Genomic DNA, 18,162 nt, shown 5'->3' with positions numbered 1-18,162 from the left:
ACTTGCTGCCTACCTGCAACGCCAATGACTTTGGGTATAAACTTTTATGGTTTCTTTTTGTAAATTAATTTCACCCAAAAGGCCGAGATGGACAATTCCACTCGCCACGTTCAATTCCATACTCCAATTGACACTATTTTTAGCAAAAAAACATCAATTTTAGGGATATTGCTGAAATTTAATTACCAAGGTCAGGTTATCAGTCTTCCTAATAGGCAAAATTGATCGCCTACCCCATAAGAGGTAATTACTGCTGGCAGAAATGGTCAACCAACTGACCAATCAGCTCGCGGGTTGGCTCGATAAAGGCCATATCGATAAATTCATCTGGCTGATGGGCTTGATCGATCGAACCGGGTCCCAGCACCAGAGTTGGGCACACTTGCTGGATAAACGGCGCTTCGGTGCAATAGTTCACCACCGCGGTACGCTCACCCAATAATTTCTCGATAACTCCTACCATATGGTGATCGGTTGGGCATTCATAGCCTGGGATCGGTGGATGCAGTTCGTCAATGCTCAAACGGCCCGGCCAGCGCTGGCTTACCGGTGTCAGCGCTTCGGTCATTAACTCATTCAGATCACTTAATGTCAGGCCTGGCAACGGGCGGATATCCATATGCAATTCGCAGCAAGCACAGATACGGTTTGCCGCATCACCGCCGTTAATATGACCAAAATTCATGGTGGGATACGGAATAGTAAACGCCGGATTGTGATAACGCTCTTGCAACCTGGTGCGTAGCTTCATCAATTGAGTGATAGATTCATGCATTAAATCAATGGCATTCACCCCACGTGCCGGATCGCTAGAATGCCCAGACTGACCGGTAATTCGGATAGCATTGGAAATATGCCCTTTGTGCGCCCGCACCGGTTGCAGCGAGGTTGGCTCCCCGATAATGGCAAAATCTGGGCGCAGCTGGCTGGAGGCGGCAAAGTAGCGCGCGCCTGCCATGGTGGTTTCTTCATCGGCGGTTGCCAGAATATACAGTGGCTTGCTCAGTTTGCTGGCATCGATATCGCGCACCGCATCCAGAATAAAGGCGAAGAAGCCTTTCATGTCGGCGGTACCCAAGCCATACAACTTATTGTCATGTTCGGTCAGGGTGAACGGTGAGCGCGTCCAACGCCCTTCATCAAAAGGCACAGTATCGGTATGACCCGCCAGCAATAATCCACCATTGCCTTCTCCAATGCTGGCAAGCAGATTAAATTTGTGGCGTGTATCGGGCACGGGTTGGATCTCGACACGAAAACCCAAGTCTGCAAACCATCCGGCCAACAAGTTGATTAACGCCTCATTACTTTGATCGAGAGCGCTATCGGTTGCGCTGATCGATGGCGTCGCGATTAACGCCCGATACAGCTCAATAAATGGAGGTAATTTCATCTTCACTGTTGACAGCCTTTGGTTAGGATAGTATCAATATTCATGCAGTAATTATGAATAAAAATACATTAAGCTTGAGCGTAAGGGAACCGAAAAACACCCTTAAATTTACGAAAATGTCAACGCTCAATCACGAGGGGAACAGCAAAACCTTGCTGAAAACCCAAATACCGGTTTTGACTACTTATGTCTTTATACCGAATTACATTTTTATACCCAAAGTACTTGGAGTTGCAGGTAGGCGGCAAGTGAGTAATAAGCACTGCTGCAACGTCAAGTAAGCAGGGTAAGGTGAACTGAACCCATGTTGAATACGCTAATTGTTGGTGCCAGTGGTTATGCCGGAGCGGAGCTTACGGCTTACCTGAGTCGTCACCCACATATGAACATAACCGGTTTAACGGTTTCAGCGCAAAGTGCAGATGCAGGAAAATTACTTTCTGACCTGCATCCGCAGCTAAAAGGCATTATTGATCTCCCGCTACAACCCTTGGTGGATGTGGCTCAGGCAGCAAACGGAGTTGATGTTGTGTTCCTCGCTACCGCCCACGAGGTCAGCCATGATTTAGCGCCGCAATTTTTAGCTGCCGGTTGTGTCGTATTCGATCTCTCTGGTGCGTTTCGGGTTAAAGATACGGCGTTTTACCGTCAGTATTATGGTTTTGAACATAAACATCCCGATTGGCTGGATAAAGCCGTCTATGGGCTTGCTGAATGGCAGGCAGAAGAGATTAAGCAGGCACAGTTGATCGCGGTACCAGGCTGTTATCCAACCGCATCGCAATTAGCGCTTAAGCCGTTGGTTGATAATAAATTATTGAATGAAGCACAGTGGCCGGTGATTAATGCGGTCAGTGGCGTCAGCGGCGCAGGGCGTAAGGCCAGTATCGGCAACAGTTTCTGTGAAGTGAGTTTACAGCCCTACGGCTTGTTTAATCATCGTCATCATCCAGAAATTGTGGCTCACCTTGGCACGCCAGTTATTTTTACCCCGCACTTGGGTAATTTCGCCCGGGGCATTTTGGCGACCATTACCTGCCGTCTGAACGCGGGTATTACGGCGCAAGATATTGCCAACGCGTATCACCATGCTTATCAGGATAAACCGCTGGTGCGGTTGTATCAGCAAGGTGTTCCCGCGTTGAAAGCGGTGGTTGGTTTGCCTTTCTGCGATATTGGTTTCTCAGTGCAAGGCGAACATTTAATTATTGTCGCGACCGAAGATAACCTACTGAAAGGTGCAGCAGCTCAGGCTGTGCAATGCATGAATATACGTTTTGGTTTTACAGAAACCGAGTCTTTGTTGTGGGGCAAGGTTAGTCACTAGCCGAAATTGCTGGTCGCGGTCATGCCTGTAACCCCATAAATTTTACCCGATTAAATAAGGCGCAAAAATGATGAATCCGTTAGTCATTAAATTAGGTGGCGTGTTGCTCGACAGCGAAGAAGCGCTGGAACGCCTGTTTACTGCATTGGTGACTTATCGCGAAAAGCATGAGCGCCCGCTAGTGATTATGCACGGTGGCGGTTGTCTGGTTGACGATCTTATGAAAAAACTCGCTTTGCCGGTGGTGAAGAAAAACGGCTTACGCGTCACCCCTGCTGATCAGATTGATATCATTACCGGCGCACTGGCGGGCACCGCTAACAAAACCCTGCTGTCTTGGGCGGTGAAACATAATATTAATGCTGTTGGCTTGTGTCTGGGCGATGGTGGAACCGTCTCGGTAACCCTACTGGATGCCGAGCTGGGGCATGTGGGTAATGCTCAGCCGGGGTCACCTACTTTGGTGAATACCTTGCTGGCTGCGGATTACATGCCCATTATCAGCTCCATTGGTATTACTGCCGACGGTCAACTGATGAATGTGAATGCCGATCAGGCAGCCACCGCGTTAGCCGCCACCCTTGGGGCAGATTTGATCTTGTTGTCTGATGTTAGTGGCATACTGGATGGTAAAGGCCAACGGATTGCTGAAATGACGGCGCAAAAAGCCGAGCAACTCATTGCTCAAGGCATCATCACCGATGGTATGGTAGTTAAAGTGAACGCAGCACTGGATGCAGCACGCTCACTAGGCCGCCCGGTAGATATTGCCAGTTGGCGTCATGCGGATCAGTTACCGGCACTGTTTAATGGTGAGCCGATCGGTACACGTATTTCGGCCTGATACCTGATACTGTTTATTTTATTATGAGTTTTTATTCTGAAACTAGGGAAGAAAGATTATGGCATTGTGGGGCGGGCGGTTCAGTCAGGCGGCAGATCAGCGTTTCAAGCAATTCAACGATTCACTGCGGTTTGATTATCGGCTGGCGGAGCAGGATATTATCGGTTCTGTTGCCTGGTCGAAAGCGCTGGTGACGGTTGGGGTATTAACGGCTACCGAACAGCAACAACTGGAACAGGCACTTGATGCATTGCAAAAAGAAGTGCAGGCCGATCCACAGGCTATCTTGAACAGTGATGCTGAAGATATTCACAGTTGGGTCGAAACCAAACTGATTGATAAAGTTGGCGATTTAGGCAAAAAACTGCATACCGGCCGTAGCCGTAATGATCAGGTGGCGACCGATCTGAAATTGTGGTGCAAATTCCAGATTACTGAATTACAAACTGCGGTTAAGCAGTTGCAGCAGGCGCTGGTTGCCACAGCCGAAGCGAATCAGGATGCCGTCATGCCGGGTTATACCCACTTGCAACGTGCTCAACCGGTGACTTTTGCTCACTGGTGTCTGGCGTATGCAGAAATGCTGTCGCGTGACCAAAGCCGACTGCAAGATACCCTGACGCGCTTGGATGTCAGCCCATTGGGCAGTGGTGCATTGGCAGGTACTGCCTATGCCATCGATCGCGAACAACTGGCTAGCTGGTTAGGTTTCGCCTCTGCCACTCGCAACAGCCTCGACAGTGTTTCAGACCGCGACCACGTCTTAGAGCTACTGTCTGATGCCAGCATCGGCATGGTGCATTTGTCTCGTTTTGCTGAGGATCTGATCTTCTTCAACAGTGGCGAAGCGGCTTTTGTTGATTTATCGGATCGTGTGACCTCCGGTTCTTCCTTGATGCCACAGAAGAAAAACCCAGATGCGTTGGAATTAATCCGTGGTAAATGTGGCCGGGTACAAGGTGCATTGACCGGAATGATGATGACGTTGAAAGGCTTGCCTCTTGCTTATAACAAAGACATGCAGGAAGACAAAGAAGGGCTGTTTGATGCGTTGGATACCTGGCTCGATTGCCTGCATATGGCGGCGCTGGTATTAGACGGTATTCAGGTAAAACGGCCACGTTGTAAAGAAGCGGCAGAACAGGGTTACGCCAATGCTACTGAACTGGCTGATTATCTGGTCGCCAAGGGCGTACCCTTCCGTGAGGCGCACCATATTGTTGGTGAAGCAGTCGTTGAAGCTATTCGTCAGGGTAAAGCGCTGGAAGCACTCTCGCTGGCCGATTTGCAGAAGTTCAGCGCAGTGATTGGCGATGATGTCTATCCGATTCTGGCATTGCAATCTTGCCTGGATAAACGTGTTGCTAAAGGTGGGGTCTCACCACAGCAGGTGGCTTCTGCTATTGCCGAAGCGAAAGAACGCCTAATTTAATTAGTTAGGTATTAATATTGATAATGGGCCACTTTATAGTGGCCCATTTTACATGCAAACGTATTTGAAATAATTTACATGTTATTTTTCATATTGTCTTATTTTGATTAACGTTACTCTAACGATTATTTTTCTTATTTAACCTACGTTATAAAACCAATATTTTCAGCCTAATAAGATTTTAATTTTAATATTCAGTTGAGTTTATACCTCCTAATGATTATGATAATCATTATCAACCAGTGGCGTTGTAGTGAAACCTCTACTAAGATTAAAAATAAAGATATAAAATTCAAAAATAGCCTAAACCCCATGTTATTTTCACGTTACCTTATCTATTAATAAAGTAGCTGGGCTGTTATTGGATTTAATTCTTTATGATTTTTCTATTTTGAAAAAGGTCAGTCATATCGTTAATAGATAATGACTTTCCTTTGTTCAAACCTCTCTGGTTGCCCGGCATTAGCTTTATTGCTGGTCATTATCACGTCTGCTATTCAAGAACTAACAATAGTTAACAGGTTAATTATATTCATATCGTAAGGATGAAATCTAATAAATGGACAATAAAGTGAGAGATAGAAGAAAAATAATAACCTCAATGAATAGAATTGCCATTGGTATCTTTATAGCATTAACAACTACGCAAGGGTATTCAGCAAAAGTTCGGGCGGAGGCAACGGTAACCCCCTCGGCTGAAAATGATATGCTATTGGATAAACTCAAGGTAGAAGGAGCGAATAATTCCCAGGACGGTGACTGGGTATATGATGAGCTGCACTCAGTCAGTGAAATCTCCCGCGAACAATTGGATAATCGCCCTGCCCGCCATGCGGCAGATATATTGGAACAAACCCCCGGTGTCTATTCCAGCGTCAGTCAGCAAGACCCCGCGCTTTCCGTAAATATCCGTGGGATCCAAGACTACGGCCGCGTCAATATGAATATTGACGGCATGCGACAAAACTTTATGAAAAGTGGTCATGGTCAGCGCCATGGTGTGATGTATATCGATCCAGAAATATTGAGTAGTGTTGTGATTGAAAAGGGAGCCACCAGTGATATTGGCGGTGCGGGCGTCATTGGTGGGATTGCCACCTTTAATACGGTCAATGCCAGCGATTTCCTCGAACCGGGCAAAGAGATTGGCGGTAAAATTCGCGCCATGACCGGTGATAATGGCACTAATTTTATTGGCAGTGCGGCACTGGCGCTGGGCAATGAATATGGTGATCTATTAATTGCTGTCAGTGAGCGCAATTTAAAAGATTATTGGCCCGGCAATAAAGGAAATATTGGTGGTCTTCGTTTTGGCGCAAAAGCCGCCCCAGTTTTAAGCAGAGAAGTTACCAATAACAAAGTTGAATTTGCCAACTATAAAATGAGCTCACAGCTCGCTAAACTGGGCTGGAATTTGCCCGCCGACCAACGGCTGGTATTCAGCTATTTGCAAACGCAAATAAATAGCCCCAATGCCAGTATGTTAATGCCGCTTGTCGATAAGTCAGATCCCTACCGTAGAATTAAAATGGGTTGGAAAAATAGCAGCGTAAGTGATGTGCTGAACCGTAATATAGGGTTGGATTATAGCCTCAAGCCAGAACATATTGCCTGGCTGGATGTGGCGGCTAAAATCTATTACGTTGATACCAATGATGAAACCGATACCCTGTGTTCTGATGCCGTTTTTTGTAAAAAGTTTTGGACTCAAACCCGTTTGAACACCCGTGGTTTACAACTGCAAAATACCAATTACTTTACCTTCGCCGACCACCATCAATTACAAGTCAAATATGGCCTCGAGTGGTTTAGTGACCGCTCCACCGGCAACTCAACTCACGAAACAATGCTGGGTGTCACCCCACCCGGCAAGCGCACCATGACCAGCACCTTTGCCCAGTTGAATTACGAACATGCCGACTGGCTGCGGCTGGAAGGTGGCCTGCGTTATGATCAATTTCGCTTAAAGGGTAATACCTGGATGCCGAGCAAATCTTACCTTGCCAACTATTCCCGTGAAAATCCATGCAACAGAAAGATACATGAGCAACATATTACTATTGAATCAAGACGGTGCTCCTCAAATAACACGGTCAAAATGACCTGGGATGTGGATCGCCGTGAACAACAGCTTTCACCCACCTTGGCTATCGGTATCAAACCTGGTGTGCAGTGGCTGGAGTTTTTTGGTAATTACGGCAAATCCTGGCGGCCACCGGCGATGACCGAAGTGCTGGCGACCGGCAGTGCGCATGGTCACGGCTGGATGTTGCCCAATCCGTTTCTGGCCGCAGAGCATTCTAAAGCTTGGGAAGCGGGCATTAATATTCAACACAGTAATCTGTTTAGTGAACAAGACCGCCTGGTGGCCAAAATGGCCTACTTTGATACCCGCGTCAGCAATTATATTAATCTTGAATTATCCAAGACCAAACCACTGCTAGGTTCCGGTTCTTTTGCAAATGCAACCTACATTAATAATTTATTGGCAACCCGTTTTCGCGGTCTGGAATATCAATTAAGCTATGACATGGGTTTTTTTTATACCAGTTTAAATTATACCAGAATGATTGGTGTTAATAACTTTTGTTCTAAAAGGGCTTGGTTAGGAGGGGTAAAACGCCGTGTATTTACTAAGGATGATCAGTATCTTGTCGAAAATGATAAAATAAACAATATAATTGATTGCTTGGCGGGGAATAACTTATTTGGTTCTTCTGCTTATTTGCCCGGTGATCGTGGTAGTTTAACTTTAGGTGGAAGATTATTTGATAAAAAGCTGGATCTCGGCACCATTATTCGCTATAACAAAGGACATCAAGACGCATCGGTTGTTAATAGCTACGGCCACGCTAATACCGCTTATGTTGCGGATTGGCCGAAGTATACCTTATTTGATCTTTATGCTAGCTATAAGGTAACTAATAATTTAACTTTGCGTAGCACAATAGAAAATATAACTAATCGCGCTTATATAGTCAGTTATGGTGATTCACTTTCTTTTGCGCCAAATCGTGGTCGAACTATTCAGGGCGGTTTTGAATATAAATTCTAGTTATTAAATAAAAACACCAGATATAACATTTAATTTAAAGTATTCAGGTGGAATTATAATTTCATCTGTAGTCACGGTGACTCAATGATGAGTCATATAATTGTTGTTAATAATAAGGAAATTTAATATGACAGTAACGATCCAATATCAAAGCCAGTTCAGTAATGACACTCTAACCTCTTATACTCAGCAGTGGGCTACCACTCATGGTGATATAAAAGACACGCAGGCGCCAGGATATGCCAAGGACTTTGGCCAATTTTCCGGCGGCGGGTGGTTTAGTGGTACCCAATATTCAATTGGCAGCTCTCATAGTAGTGCTAATACTGCTATGATCGTAGAGGGTGATTTGCACTATAATATGGGCCACCATACCTTCCACGGGAAAATGGCAAACTTGGAGTTGGGTGAATACTTGAGCGATAATCCAAGTGGCATTGGTAAACAGCTTGACCAAGTGCAAGTGAAATTGAGTGGCATAGATCTGACCGGTGAATATGACCCTACCAAAACAATGGTAGAAAACCACCAAGGCGATATGCATAAAGCCACCTACGGTTTGATGAGGGGCAATGCAGAACCCTTGTTGGAAATCCTCGCCGCTAAGGGTATTGATGTGAATACCCCACTGAAAGATATGCCTATCGCCAGCCAATTTGACGTTATGGCATCCGATGCACCACTTATTGATACCGTTGGTGTAATTGAAAGCAGTGATATGCTGTTAGCTGCTTAATTAAATAGAACAGCCGGGAAAGGATTTTCTGGTTGATTCTAGCTGCTGTGTAATATGTGTTAGTGTGTTTTTAATAAGTGTAAGTGCCCACTGCCGTACTCTGGTAGATCTGGTTTCTTCTTGGCTGCGGCAGTGGTTAATATTTATATTTTAAATATAATATTCATATTTGTAGATGAATTAGATGAATTAATTTATCCATAGATCAATATAACTTAATGATGAGTTATATTTTTAATTAAAAGGATTTTAATATGACTGTGACTATTAAGTACCATGAAGAATTTAAAAATGAAACTATTTCTTCTTATACCTACTGGTGGGCCAATGATTTTGGTGATATAGCTTTGGAGTCGAGTGAAAGAGGATATGGTATTTACTCGGCTGGCCCAAATCCGCCCACCGTTGGTGTCAAATTCGCGATTCAAAGTAGCTCCCCTCAAAGTAAAGCCGCAATAGTGATAGAGTCTAAGGGAGTGCATGCGGCGGCGGTTAAGGAAGCTCACGGAGTGAAGTTATCCGAAGTGTCTCCTATAATCCCCGGTGAAAACGAAAGTCTGCAATTTGGTGCGAATTTAATTCCTATTCCTGATATTAACTTGGAGGATCCTCAGTTTCATCACCTTCAACTCCAGCAAGTGCAACTGAAATTCAGCGGATTAGATATCTCAGATGATATTGATATCTCTATTTTAGAGACCCTTTATGCAATGTATAGAGATAATAGCTATCCAAGTGATATGGATCTTGGTGTCTATGGCCTGCTGAGGGGTAATAACGCTTCCATACTAAAAATCCTCGAATCCCAAGGTGTAGATATAAATACACCACTCAAAGATTTGGCGCTTGCCAGTCAGTTTGACGTTATTGTTGATATGCCAGTCATTGACACCGTGGCCGATAGCAGTGAGCTATTATTAGCCGCTTAACATTTAACAAAGTTGGTGTTGTATATTAACTTTAAAATTATTTAAGTGGATTAAATGATTTACTCAGTGGTAAATATATTTCAATGATAAGGTATTTTTAAAAATAAAAGGATATCATTATGACAGTAACTCTAAAATACAATGAATCAATTAAATATGAAACTATTTCCTCCTATGCTCACCAGTGGGCTACGGCGTATGGTGATTTAGTTAATATATCCAATATTCATGACAACTATACTTTTTCCGACAGCACAGATATGAATAATAATAGAATCGCTCTGGCTGAGTTTCAAAACCCTGATGGGCCAGCTGCGCTAATTGTTGGTGGCACTCTATTGGGCGATAATGGCTTCATGGAACGGGGGAATTATATCCAATCCTTAGAATTTGGTAATTCATTTATTCCTAATGCAGATAACGCCTCTAATACCGGTAATACCCCTAAGCAGCTTGATCAAGTGCAGTTGAGACTAGATGGTTTAAGTATTGACGGTGATTTTTATTATTCGGTATGCTCATTGTCCAGAACGATGCATGCAGAGCCAGGAAAACCTTACCAAGGAGGTGAAGATGAAGGCATATACAATTTATTGAGAGGTAATGCTACCCCTATGCTGGAACTCCTAAAAGCCCAAGGTATTGATGTAAACACACCACTCACCGATATGGCGATCGCTACTCAGTTTAACGCTATAGCTGATACGCCGGTCATTGACACTGTGGGTGTAACTGATGGGAGTGACATATTATTAGCAGCGTGATAAAGACAATCGACAAATGACTTTCTGGCTAGGGAAATAATACTACCACCATATTCTATAATTTACTTTTTATTACTATATAGGCGGTAGTTCATTTTGTTGCTTTTCTGAAAATGACTTTCTTTTTAATATCAATCTGTTCTGATAAATATATATTACTTTAATTTAATATCAGTCGCAGGAATTATTACGAAGAATATACATTCTGTATGGAAATGGATGCCATGGAATCAAGCAAAAACGCTAGCTCTTCGTCGGCATCGCCAACGATCCTCTCAGCTCTGGCCCATCATAAAAAAAGTCTCTGGGGTATAGGACTATTTACTGCTGTAATCAATCTGCTGATGTTGGCACCCGCAATCTACATGCTACAAGTTTATGATCGTGTTCTTGCTTCAGCGAATACCATGACGCTATTAATGCTGACGATTCTAGTATTGAGCATATTTGCCTTTATTGGACTATTAGAATGGATTCGCAGTGCGGTAGTTATTCGGCTGGGCACACGTATTGATATGCAGCTTAATCAACGAGTCTTTAATGCTGCTTTTGCTTCCCAACTTATGGGCGATAAAACACCTGCGGCTCAGGCATTGAATGATTTAACTTCTCTGCGCCAGTTCGCGACGGGCAGTGCTTTGTTTGCCTTTTTTGATGCGCCGTGGTTCCCGTTGTATTTGCTGGTGATTTTTCTCCTCCACCCTTGGCTGGGGGCGCTGGCAGCCGCCGGCGCTTGTATATTGATATTTTTGGCTTGGCTCAATCATTGGATATGTAAAAAGCCGCTAAAAGAAGCCTCAATAATCACGGCACAAGCAACACAGCATGCTAATGCGAATTTGCGCAATGCAGATGCCATCCAAGCAATGGGGATGTTAAAAGCCTTACGTGAACGCTGGCTGAGGCAACACTCTCAATTTCTCTATCAGCAAAATGTTGCCAGCGATAAAAGCAGCCGCGTGACGGCTTTATCCAAATCTAGCCGTCAGGCGTTGCAATCTATGATGTTGGGGCTAGGCGCGTTGTTGGTAATCGATGGTGCTATTACCGCAGGTGTGATGATTGCTGGCTCTATCTTGGTCGGTCGGGTGTTAGGGCCAATTGATCAACTGATTGCGGTTTGGAAACAGTGGAGTCACACGCGACTGGCCTACCAACGTCTCTCTTATCTGTTGGCGCAACAACCTCAACCCGCTACCGGTATGATTTTGCCGCCTCCACAGGGCAAATTAAGCGTCACACAACTTACAGTTTGCAAACCGGGAACACATATTCCGGTATTGCAATCTATCAACTTTGAACTGCAACCCGGCGATGTGCTTGGCATTTTGGGGCCGTCAGGCAGTGGTAAATCCACTCTGGCGAAGTTGTTGGTCGCAAGCCAATCTGCATTCAGTGGCTCGGTTCGTCTAGACAGTGCAGACATTTCTCAGTGGGATAAAAGCCATTTAGGGGCCTTTATTGGTTATCTACCCCAAGATATTCAGCTATTTCGCGGTTCAATTGCTGAAAACATTGCGCGTTTTGGCCCGATTGATAATGCAAAAGTTATTGCTGCCGCACAATTAGCCGATGTGCATGACTTGATTCTGCATCTGCCGCAAGGCTATGACTCTCAGCTAGGAGACGAAGGCGAAGGGTTATCCGGCGGCCAGCGGCAGCGAATTGCCTTGGCGCGGGCTGTGTATGGGATACCAAGGCTTATCGTATTAGATGAGCCAAATGCCAGTTTGGACAAAGAAGGTGAAAAAGCCTTATTAGCTGGCATTTGCCAGCTAAAACAGCAGGGCAGCACGATTGTGATGGTCACCCATAAACCAGAACTGTTATCGGGTAGTGATTACTTATTGTTTTTAAAAAGTGGGCAAATAGAGCTGTTTGATCGTACTCAGAGCATATTGAAAATAAAAGATAAAGCAGCAGTTGAACCTGAGACCAAAGCATTTAACACGCGTAATGGCTGGGGTAGTGGGGTGTCATATGACGTAGCTCCCATTCGCACCGCATCACAAAAATAAACACCACGGAGGGAGATAAAACAATGCTACCTGAATCAAGCCGTTTTCCAGTTACTGATGAAAACCATCAGCAGCAAAACCGATTACGGCCACAGATAAATAGTGGCTACTATCTAAATCTTGGTGGGTTACTGGTTGTCGGTGGTTTTATTGGTTTTTTACTTTGGGCTGCGCTGGCACCACTGGATAAAGGGATTGCGGTTATTGGCCAGGTTGTGGTTGCTGAAAATCGCAAAGTTATCCAGCCCCTGCAAGGGGGGCGTATCCAACAGTTACATATTGCTGAAGGGGAAGAGGTAACCATAGGGCAATTACTCATCACCATGGATGATTCAGTGATTCGTAGTCAGCGGGATAGCCTGAAAAATCAGTACTTAAGTGCTTTGGCGCAGGAGGCTCGCTTAACCGCTGAGCAGGATGGTGTGAGTGAAATTATTTTTCCCGAAACATTACTCCTGCATCCAACCCAACCGCTGGTTGAACGTAATATTGTCTTGCAGCAACAACTTTTTCATCATCGTCGCCAGGCTCAATTGAGTGAGATTGCTCGCTTATCCGCACAAATTACGCGTCATCAAGACCGGTTGAATGGTTTGCAGGTGATGCGGCGTAATAATCAGCGCCAATCGGACTTATTCCAGCGGCAATTACAAGGTGTTCAACTGTTGGCGAAAAATGGTCATGTTGCCAACAATCAGTTACTGGATATGGAGCGTCAGGCGATATCACTCCATGCACGGGTAGAGCAGGATACCAGTGATATTGAAGAGGCTCATAAACTAATTGATGAAACCGAACAGCATATTTCACAACGGCGTGAACAGTATCAAAGTGAGAATCGTGAGCAATTAGCGAAAGCGCAGCAAAATACCCAAGACTTGAAGCAGCGTTTGAGCATAGCAGAATATGAGTTGGATAATACCCGGATATATGCCCCAGTCAGTGGTGCGGTTATTGCCCTGGCTCAGCATACGGTGGGAGGCGTGGTGAGTAGCGGGCAAACATTAATGGAACTGGTCCCCAGTGGGCAACCATTATTAGTTGAAGCCCAGTTACCAGTAGAGTTAATTGATAAAGCCAGAGCAGGCTTACCCGTTGATCTCAATTTTTCTGCTTTTAATCAGAGTAATACCCCTAAATTATACGGTTCTGTATTACATGTTGGGGCCGACCGTATACAGCATCCGCAAACCTCACAGCCTTATTACCCTTTAACCGTCGCTATTGATATGTCTCAAACCGAGTTGGCCATCCGGCCAGGTATGTCTGTTGATGTCTTTATCCGAACCGGGGAAAGATCATTACTCAATTATCTGTTTAAACCGTTAGCGGATCGCCTGCATGTAGCATTTGCTGAAGAATAACGCTTTTGGCGAATCACTGTTGGTAACTCATGGAAGATAAAGGAATATGGCGATTTAATTCATGATGATAAGAAAAAATAATACCCGCACTCTTCTTTGGTGGGGGAGTGCCATGTTTGCCAGCAGCACCCATATGTACCTGCTCTGGTTGCTGAGTACCGAATCTGTACTTGTTAAACATCCCGATGACTCCCCAGTAGCAGTGATGCTCACTTGGTCGACAGAAACGCAGTTTAGCCAAAATTTAGAGCAAAACCCGGTGGTGGGTATGCAGCAGATCTTTAACGAACCGCAGGTTGAGCAACGGGAGGCTCAACCAGAAGAAGTGAATAATTTGCTGACAGTGCCTGAACAACCCAATGCTGTACTGCTAGTTGAGAAAGAGTTGGGAATCGCTAAAAAAGAGCCAGCTAAAATAAAACGGTCACAACAACCAGTAATAAAATCGCGCAAACCCGTCATTGAAGAAACACCAGAGAACAATAATAAATCATCTCCGCCAGCAGCAACAACCAGCACCACGTTATCTGGCGAGAGTCATCAAACTGCTGCCGCAGCGAATAGTGATTCCTTGTATAAACAACAGATTAAAATGAGTTGGCGAAGTCGCTTACAAGGACATCTGATGGGGTTTAAACGTTATCCCCCCAGTGCCAGAAAACAGCGACAACAAGGCATCGCCATTATCCGTTTTGTGTTGAATAAAGATGGGCATGTTCTATCTGCACAGCTTATAAAAAGCAGTGGGGCAGCTATTTTAGATCATGAAGCATTAGCACTTATTAAACGTGCTCAGCCATTACCTAAACCACCTGGCGAGTTGTTATTGCATGGGCAAATAACATTAGCTCTGCCCATTGGTTTTGATTTAAAAAATACACGCGAGTAATAGCGGTAACGAGCACGACAATCTATAAGGCGAGTAGTTTGGCTAAACAGGGGATAAACTTCTCCCTGTTTAGTCTTATTCAGACAGCCAACCGAGCGCACAGATAGCGGTTTAGACTAATCCCTTCCTCCGAGGCATTAATTGCCAGACGCCGGTGCTGTTCCGGTGGTAAGCGAAGAACCAGTTTCCCGCTATAATGCTTTTCTGCCAAGGGTTGTGGTGGTATTTCACCATTAGTCTGCATGTCGCGCAGAATATCGGCAACCAACGCAGTGATACCTGCCAAGGCTTCGAAGCGCTCTTTTGCAAGCCATGACAAGCCAGGGAATTCCGCACACAAACCAACAAACTCATTATCTTCTGCCGACCAAGTAATCCGATACGTATAGTGTTCGATGTTAACCATTATCCATTTCCTCGAGTTTAGCCAATGCAGCGATCACCTGTTTTACCTGATAAAATTTGGCCATTCCGCTGCTGTCCTTTTGAATGTTGATCCGAGGGTCTCCTTGCCAGGGAGTACCATAGACATGATGGCTACTGGAGTAATGCCTGGGAAAGCCAAAGTAAAAATTACAGATTTTGACGAGTTCGCGGAATTTAACCCCAGCGGGGTTAGCTTTAATCTGAGCAACCCGACTGTCCATGTCTTTCATAGCACCTCCATTTTAGTATCATTAGTGGTATCAAATCAATAGTGATAGACCCACTAGTGCCGTTTTAAAACGACTAGAATTGAACAAACAGTGGGCATTACGGCTTCAGATGCCAAGTGGGATGATTCAATTCATGGAAGCAGTGCGCAAAATAAGGAATAAAAAAACCGGGCATAAAGCCCGGTGTGGGAAAACAAAAACCTTCAGCGAGTTAAATTAGTCACCTGGGCAGCGCAGGCAGCGTTCAGCCTCATCGGTACCCAACCTTAACTTGGACTGTAAATCACGCAGCGCAGTACGCAAGCCTTCTTCAATGACTGGGTGATAAAATGGCATATCCAGCATTTGATTGATGGTCATCTGTTGTTGATGTGCCCAAGCTAATAGATGTGCGATATGTTCGGCACTCGGCCCCATCATCTCGGCGCCGAGGAAACGGCCGGTTCCCTGTTCGCCATAAACGCGCAAAATACCTTTGTTTTTCAGCATGACACGCGAGCGCCCCTGATTTTCAAAAGAGACTTCACCGATTTCAAAACAACCACATGCACTGAATTTTTGTGATAATTCACGGAAGGTTGAGCCTACCATCGCAATTTGTGGGTCAGAGAAAACAACCGAGATAGGGCTGCGACGTAAGCCGGGAACCACTTCAGGGAATCCACCTGCATTCACTCCGGCGATACGGGCTTGATCGCTAGCCTCATGCAGTAATGGTAATTGGTTACTGGCATCACCGGCGATAAAGATATGTGGCACGCTGGTTTGCAGGGTAAGTCGATCAGCTTGCGGAACTCCTCGTTCGTCCAAAATGAGGGACGTATTTTCCAGACCCAGTTTATCCACATTAGGGCGACGACCAGTGGCAGCTAACACGTAATCAACCATGATCTCTTGTGGTTTACCGGTTTTATCCAGATAGCGGATAAAGACTTTATCCCCCTCACGCTGCATGACTTCCACTTTCACGTCTGGGTCAAGATAGAACTCTTCACCCAAGGTTTTCGCGGCGTAATTACGTACAATGCTGTCAGTCAGTGGGCCAACACCACCACCGACACCGAACATTTTTACTTGAACGCCCAGCCGGTGCAGTGCCTGACCGAGTTCCAGACCAATAACACCAGGTCCGAATACCGCAACAGATTCGGGTAGGTCATCCCAGCTAAACACATCATCATTAACTATCAGTCGGTCACCCAGCTCATCCCAGGCTGTGGGCCAGGTTGGGCGGGAGCCAGTCGCAATCACGATACGCTGTGCAACAATACACGTATGATCATCAACTTGTAGCGTATTATCATCAATGAAACGGGCATAGCCTTGAATTTTGTCCGCGGCTGGAATGTTATCTACACCCTCCAGCACAAAACCAACAAACCGGTCGCGCTCACGTTTAACACGACTCATCACTTCACGGCCATTAATCAGAATATCGCCTTGCGGGTGAATACCAAATTTAGGCGCTTTTTCAATATGATGTACGGCTTCGGCCGCTGCAATCAGCAGTTTGGATGGCATGCAACCAACGCGTGCACAGGTGGTACCGTATTCGCCACCTTCAATCATCACCACACTTGGGGTTGACAGTTTGGCAGCGCGATAAGCGCCAAGTCCGGCAGTGCCGCCGCCAATTACGGCGACATCAACGTTTAAGGTTTTCATGTCTGCTCCTAACATAAAAAGGGTAGGCCGAAGCCTACCAAGTATACCCGTTGTATTTGAAGCTACAGGGTTGCTGGCTACATTTGTCACCCGAATCACTTACTGGTCTTGACCTTAAAAATAAGTAAGCTCATCGGGATGAGTTCACTTGCCGCCTACCTGTAACTCCAATGACTTTGGGTATTCACATTATCTTCATTCTATTAATATTATTAAGCAGATAAGTAATTTTCCAAATCATCACTGCCACCAATATGACGGCCACCAATAAATACTTGTGGCACAGTTCCACGACCAGTGACAGCACGTAAGCTGACGGTTGTCGCATCTTTACCCAGCACGATCTCTTCATACTGAATCCCGCGTTCTTGCAGCATTTGTTTCGCTTTAGCACAGAATGGGCAGCCCGGTTTGGTAAAGACAGATACCGACTCCTGTACTTTAAAGTCGGGTGCCAGATATTTCAGCATGGTATCGGCATCGGACACTTCAAACGGGTCACCCGGCTTATTTGGCTCCACAAACATTTTCTCAACCACACCGTTACGCACCAGCATGGAGTAACGCCATGAACGTGGACCGAAGCCCAGATCAGCTTTCTCAACCAGCATATTCATGCCCTTGGTGAATTCGCCGTTACCATCTGGAACGAAAGTAATATTTTCAGCATGCTGATCAGCTTTCCAGGCATTCATCACGAAGGTATCGTTGACTGATACGCACAGAATGCTATCAACACCGTGCTGTTTAAACACACCTGCCAGTTCGTTATAGCGTGGCAGATGGCTGGAAGAACAAGTCGGGGTAAATGCACCCGGTAGTGAAAATACAATCACTGTTTTATTGCTGAACAAATCGTCGGTGGTTACATCAACCCACTGGTCCCCCTGACGAGTATGGAAAGTTACTTGTGGGATTTTTTTACCTTCTTGGCTAGTAAACATCTGTAACTCCTTAATTAAAAAATAAAATATTTAAATTTTTATGAATATCTTTTCGTTGGGGCACATTATTCATTTTATCGCTTGATAGATCTAATCACTGGTTGCTATCTTATCTATCGTCAATGGCTATCATAAAGCGGAGCACA

The 18,162-nt window shown here is 45.1% G+C and carries 15 protein-coding genes; 10 read left to right on the top strand and 5 right to left on the bottom strand.

Annotated elements, in window-relative coordinates; translation table 11 throughout:
• Positions 1-247: 247 nt before the first annotated feature.
• Positions 248-1,393: an acetylornithine deacetylase gene (argE, locus tag V1956_RS01455; RefSeq protein WP_420071222.1), complete on the bottom strand. Its 1,146-nt coding sequence runs from the start codon at positions 1,391-1,393 to the stop codon at positions 248-250.
• A 304-nt stretch (positions 1,394-1,697) separates the two neighbouring features.
• Between argE and argC the strand changes: the two genes are divergently transcribed.
• The 10 genes from argC to V1956_RS01405 all read left to right on the top strand — a co-directional run bounded on the left by argC (position 1,698) and on the right by V1956_RS01405 (position 14,751).
• Positions 1,698-2,720 (top strand): N-acetyl-gamma-glutamyl-phosphate reductase, encoded by a 1,023-nt coding sequence (argC, locus tag V1956_RS01450; protein WP_420074415.1) that lies wholly within the window; start codon positions 1,698-1,700, stop codon positions 2,718-2,720.
• 70 nt (positions 2,721-2,790) lie between these two features.
• Positions 2,791-3,564, top strand: a complete 774-nt coding sequence (argB, locus tag V1956_RS01445; protein WP_372560675.1) for an acetylglutamate kinase — start codon at positions 2,791-2,793, stop codon at positions 3,562-3,564.
• 58 nt (positions 3,565-3,622) lie between these two features.
• Positions 3,623-4,996 carry an argininosuccinate lyase gene (argH, locus tag V1956_RS01440; protein ID WP_372560114.1) on the top strand — a complete coding sequence of 458 codons (1,374 nt, stop codon included), beginning with the start codon at positions 3,623-3,625 and terminating at the stop codon, positions 4,994-4,996.
• Positions 4,997-5,555: 559 nt separating this feature from the next.
• Entirely contained in the window at positions 5,556-8,051 is a 2,496-nt protein-coding gene (locus V1956_RS01435) for a TonB-dependent hemoglobin/transferrin/lactoferrin family receptor (protein WP_442824742.1), read from the top strand.
• A 127-nt stretch (positions 8,052-8,178) separates the two neighbouring features.
• On the top strand, positions 8,179-8,787 hold the full coding sequence (locus V1956_RS01430; RefSeq protein ID WP_442824741.1) for a heme acquisition protein HasA: 609 nt from the start codon (positions 8,179-8,181) through the stop codon (positions 8,785-8,787).
• Positions 8,788-9,041: 254 nt separating this feature from the next.
• Complete coding sequence (locus V1956_RS01425) at positions 9,042-9,716, top strand: heme acquisition protein HasA (RefSeq protein WP_420075601.1); 675 nt, start codon at positions 9,042-9,044, stop codon at positions 9,714-9,716.
• 119 nt (positions 9,717-9,835) lie between these two features.
• Positions 9,836-10,480 (top strand): heme acquisition protein HasA, encoded by a 645-nt coding sequence (locus V1956_RS01420; protein WP_372560110.1) that lies wholly within the window; start codon positions 9,836-9,838, stop codon positions 10,478-10,480.
• 224 nt (positions 10,481-10,704) lie between these two features.
• Entirely contained in the window at positions 10,705-12,498 is a 1,794-nt protein-coding gene (locus V1956_RS01415; RefSeq protein ID WP_372560109.1) for a type I secretion system permease/ATPase, read from the top strand.
• 23 nt (positions 12,499-12,521) lie between these two features.
• Positions 12,522-13,862 (top strand): HlyD family type I secretion periplasmic adaptor subunit, encoded by a 1,341-nt coding sequence (locus V1956_RS01410; RefSeq protein ID WP_420071779.1) that lies wholly within the window; start codon positions 12,522-12,524, stop codon positions 13,860-13,862.
• A gap of 61 nt (positions 13,863-13,923) precedes the next feature.
• Complete coding sequence (locus V1956_RS01405) at positions 13,924-14,751, top strand: energy transducer TonB (RefSeq protein WP_442824740.1); 828 nt, start codon at positions 13,924-13,926, stop codon at positions 14,749-14,751.
• A 79-nt stretch (positions 14,752-14,830) separates the two neighbouring features.
• On the opposite strand, the gene V1956_RS01400 is transcribed toward V1956_RS01405, so the two are convergent.
• The 4 genes from V1956_RS01400 to V1956_RS01385 form a co-directional block, all read right to left on the bottom strand.
• Positions 14,831-15,157 carry a type II toxin-antitoxin system HicB family antitoxin gene (locus tag V1956_RS01400; RefSeq protein WP_372560106.1) on the bottom strand — a complete coding sequence of 109 codons (327 nt, stop codon included), beginning with the start codon at positions 15,155-15,157 and terminating at the stop codon, positions 14,831-14,833.
• Positions 15,150-15,407, bottom strand: coding sequence for a toxin HicA (locus V1956_RS01395; RefSeq protein WP_083161812.1), 258 nt, complete (start codon positions 15,405-15,407; stop codon positions 15,150-15,152). Before V1956_RS01395 ends, V1956_RS01400 begins: the two co-directional genes overlap by 8 nt.
• Before the next feature lie 216 nt (positions 15,408-15,623).
• Positions 15,624-17,072, bottom strand: a complete 1,449-nt coding sequence (locus V1956_RS01390) for a dihydrolipoyl dehydrogenase (protein ID WP_442824739.1) — start codon at positions 17,070-17,072, stop codon at positions 15,624-15,626.
• A gap of 212 nt (positions 17,073-17,284) precedes the next feature.
• Complete coding sequence (locus tag V1956_RS01385) at positions 17,285-18,016, bottom strand: glutathione peroxidase (protein WP_372560104.1); 732 nt, start codon at positions 18,014-18,016, stop codon at positions 17,285-17,287.
• Positions 18,017-18,162: the final 146 nt, after the last annotated feature.

Origin of the sequence: Yersinia sp. 2540 StPb PI (assembly GCF_052217165.1) — a bacterium.
GTDB lineage: Bacteria > Pseudomonadota > Gammaproteobacteria > Enterobacterales > Enterobacteriaceae > Yersinia > Yersinia enterocolitica_E.
Note: the sequence above shows the minus strand (reverse complement) of the source record. Positions and strands in the feature narration are given on the sequence as shown.

Coding starts and splice junctions, on each gene's coding strand:
- argE (WP_420071222.1), bottom strand. CDS start 1,393: ATGAAATTACCTCCATTTATTGAGCTGTATCGGGCGTTAATCGCGACG.
- argC (WP_420074415.1), top strand. CDS start 1,698: ATGTTGAATACGCTAATTGTTGGTGCCAGTGGTTATGCCGGAGCGGAG.
- argB (WP_372560675.1), top strand. CDS start 2,791: ATGAATCCGTTAGTCATTAAATTAGGTGGCGTGTTGCTCGACAGCGAA.
- argH (WP_372560114.1), top strand. CDS start 3,623: ATGGCATTGTGGGGCGGGCGGTTCAGTCAGGCGGCAGATCAGCGTTTC.
- V1956_RS01435 (WP_442824742.1), top strand. CDS start 5,556: ATGGACAATAAAGTGAGAGATAGAAGAAAAATAATAACCTCAATGAAT.
- V1956_RS01430 (WP_442824741.1), top strand. CDS start 8,179: ATGACAGTAACGATCCAATATCAAAGCCAGTTCAGTAATGACACTCTA.
- V1956_RS01425 (WP_420075601.1), top strand. CDS start 9,042: ATGACTGTGACTATTAAGTACCATGAAGAATTTAAAAATGAAACTATT.
- V1956_RS01420 (WP_372560110.1), top strand. CDS start 9,836: ATGACAGTAACTCTAAAATACAATGAATCAATTAAATATGAAACTATT.
- V1956_RS01415 (WP_372560109.1), top strand. CDS start 10,705: ATGGAATCAAGCAAAAACGCTAGCTCTTCGTCGGCATCGCCAACGATC.
- V1956_RS01410 (WP_420071779.1), top strand. CDS start 12,522: ATGCTACCTGAATCAAGCCGTTTTCCAGTTACTGATGAAAACCATCAG.
- V1956_RS01405 (WP_442824740.1), top strand. CDS start 13,924: ATGATGATAAGAAAAAATAATACCCGCACTCTTCTTTGGTGGGGGAGT.
- V1956_RS01400 (WP_372560106.1), bottom strand. CDS start 15,157: ATGGTTAACATCGAACACTATACGTATCGGATTACTTGGTCGGCAGAA.
- V1956_RS01395 (WP_083161812.1), bottom strand. CDS start 15,407: ATGAAAGACATGGACAGTCGGGTTGCTCAGATTAAAGCTAACCCCGCT.
- V1956_RS01390 (WP_442824739.1), bottom strand. CDS start 17,072: ATGAAAACCTTAAACGTTGATGTCGCCGTAATTGGCGGCGGCACTGCC.
- V1956_RS01385 (WP_372560104.1), bottom strand. CDS start 18,016: ATGTTTACTAGCCAAGAAGGTAAAAAAATCCCACAAGTAACTTTCCAT.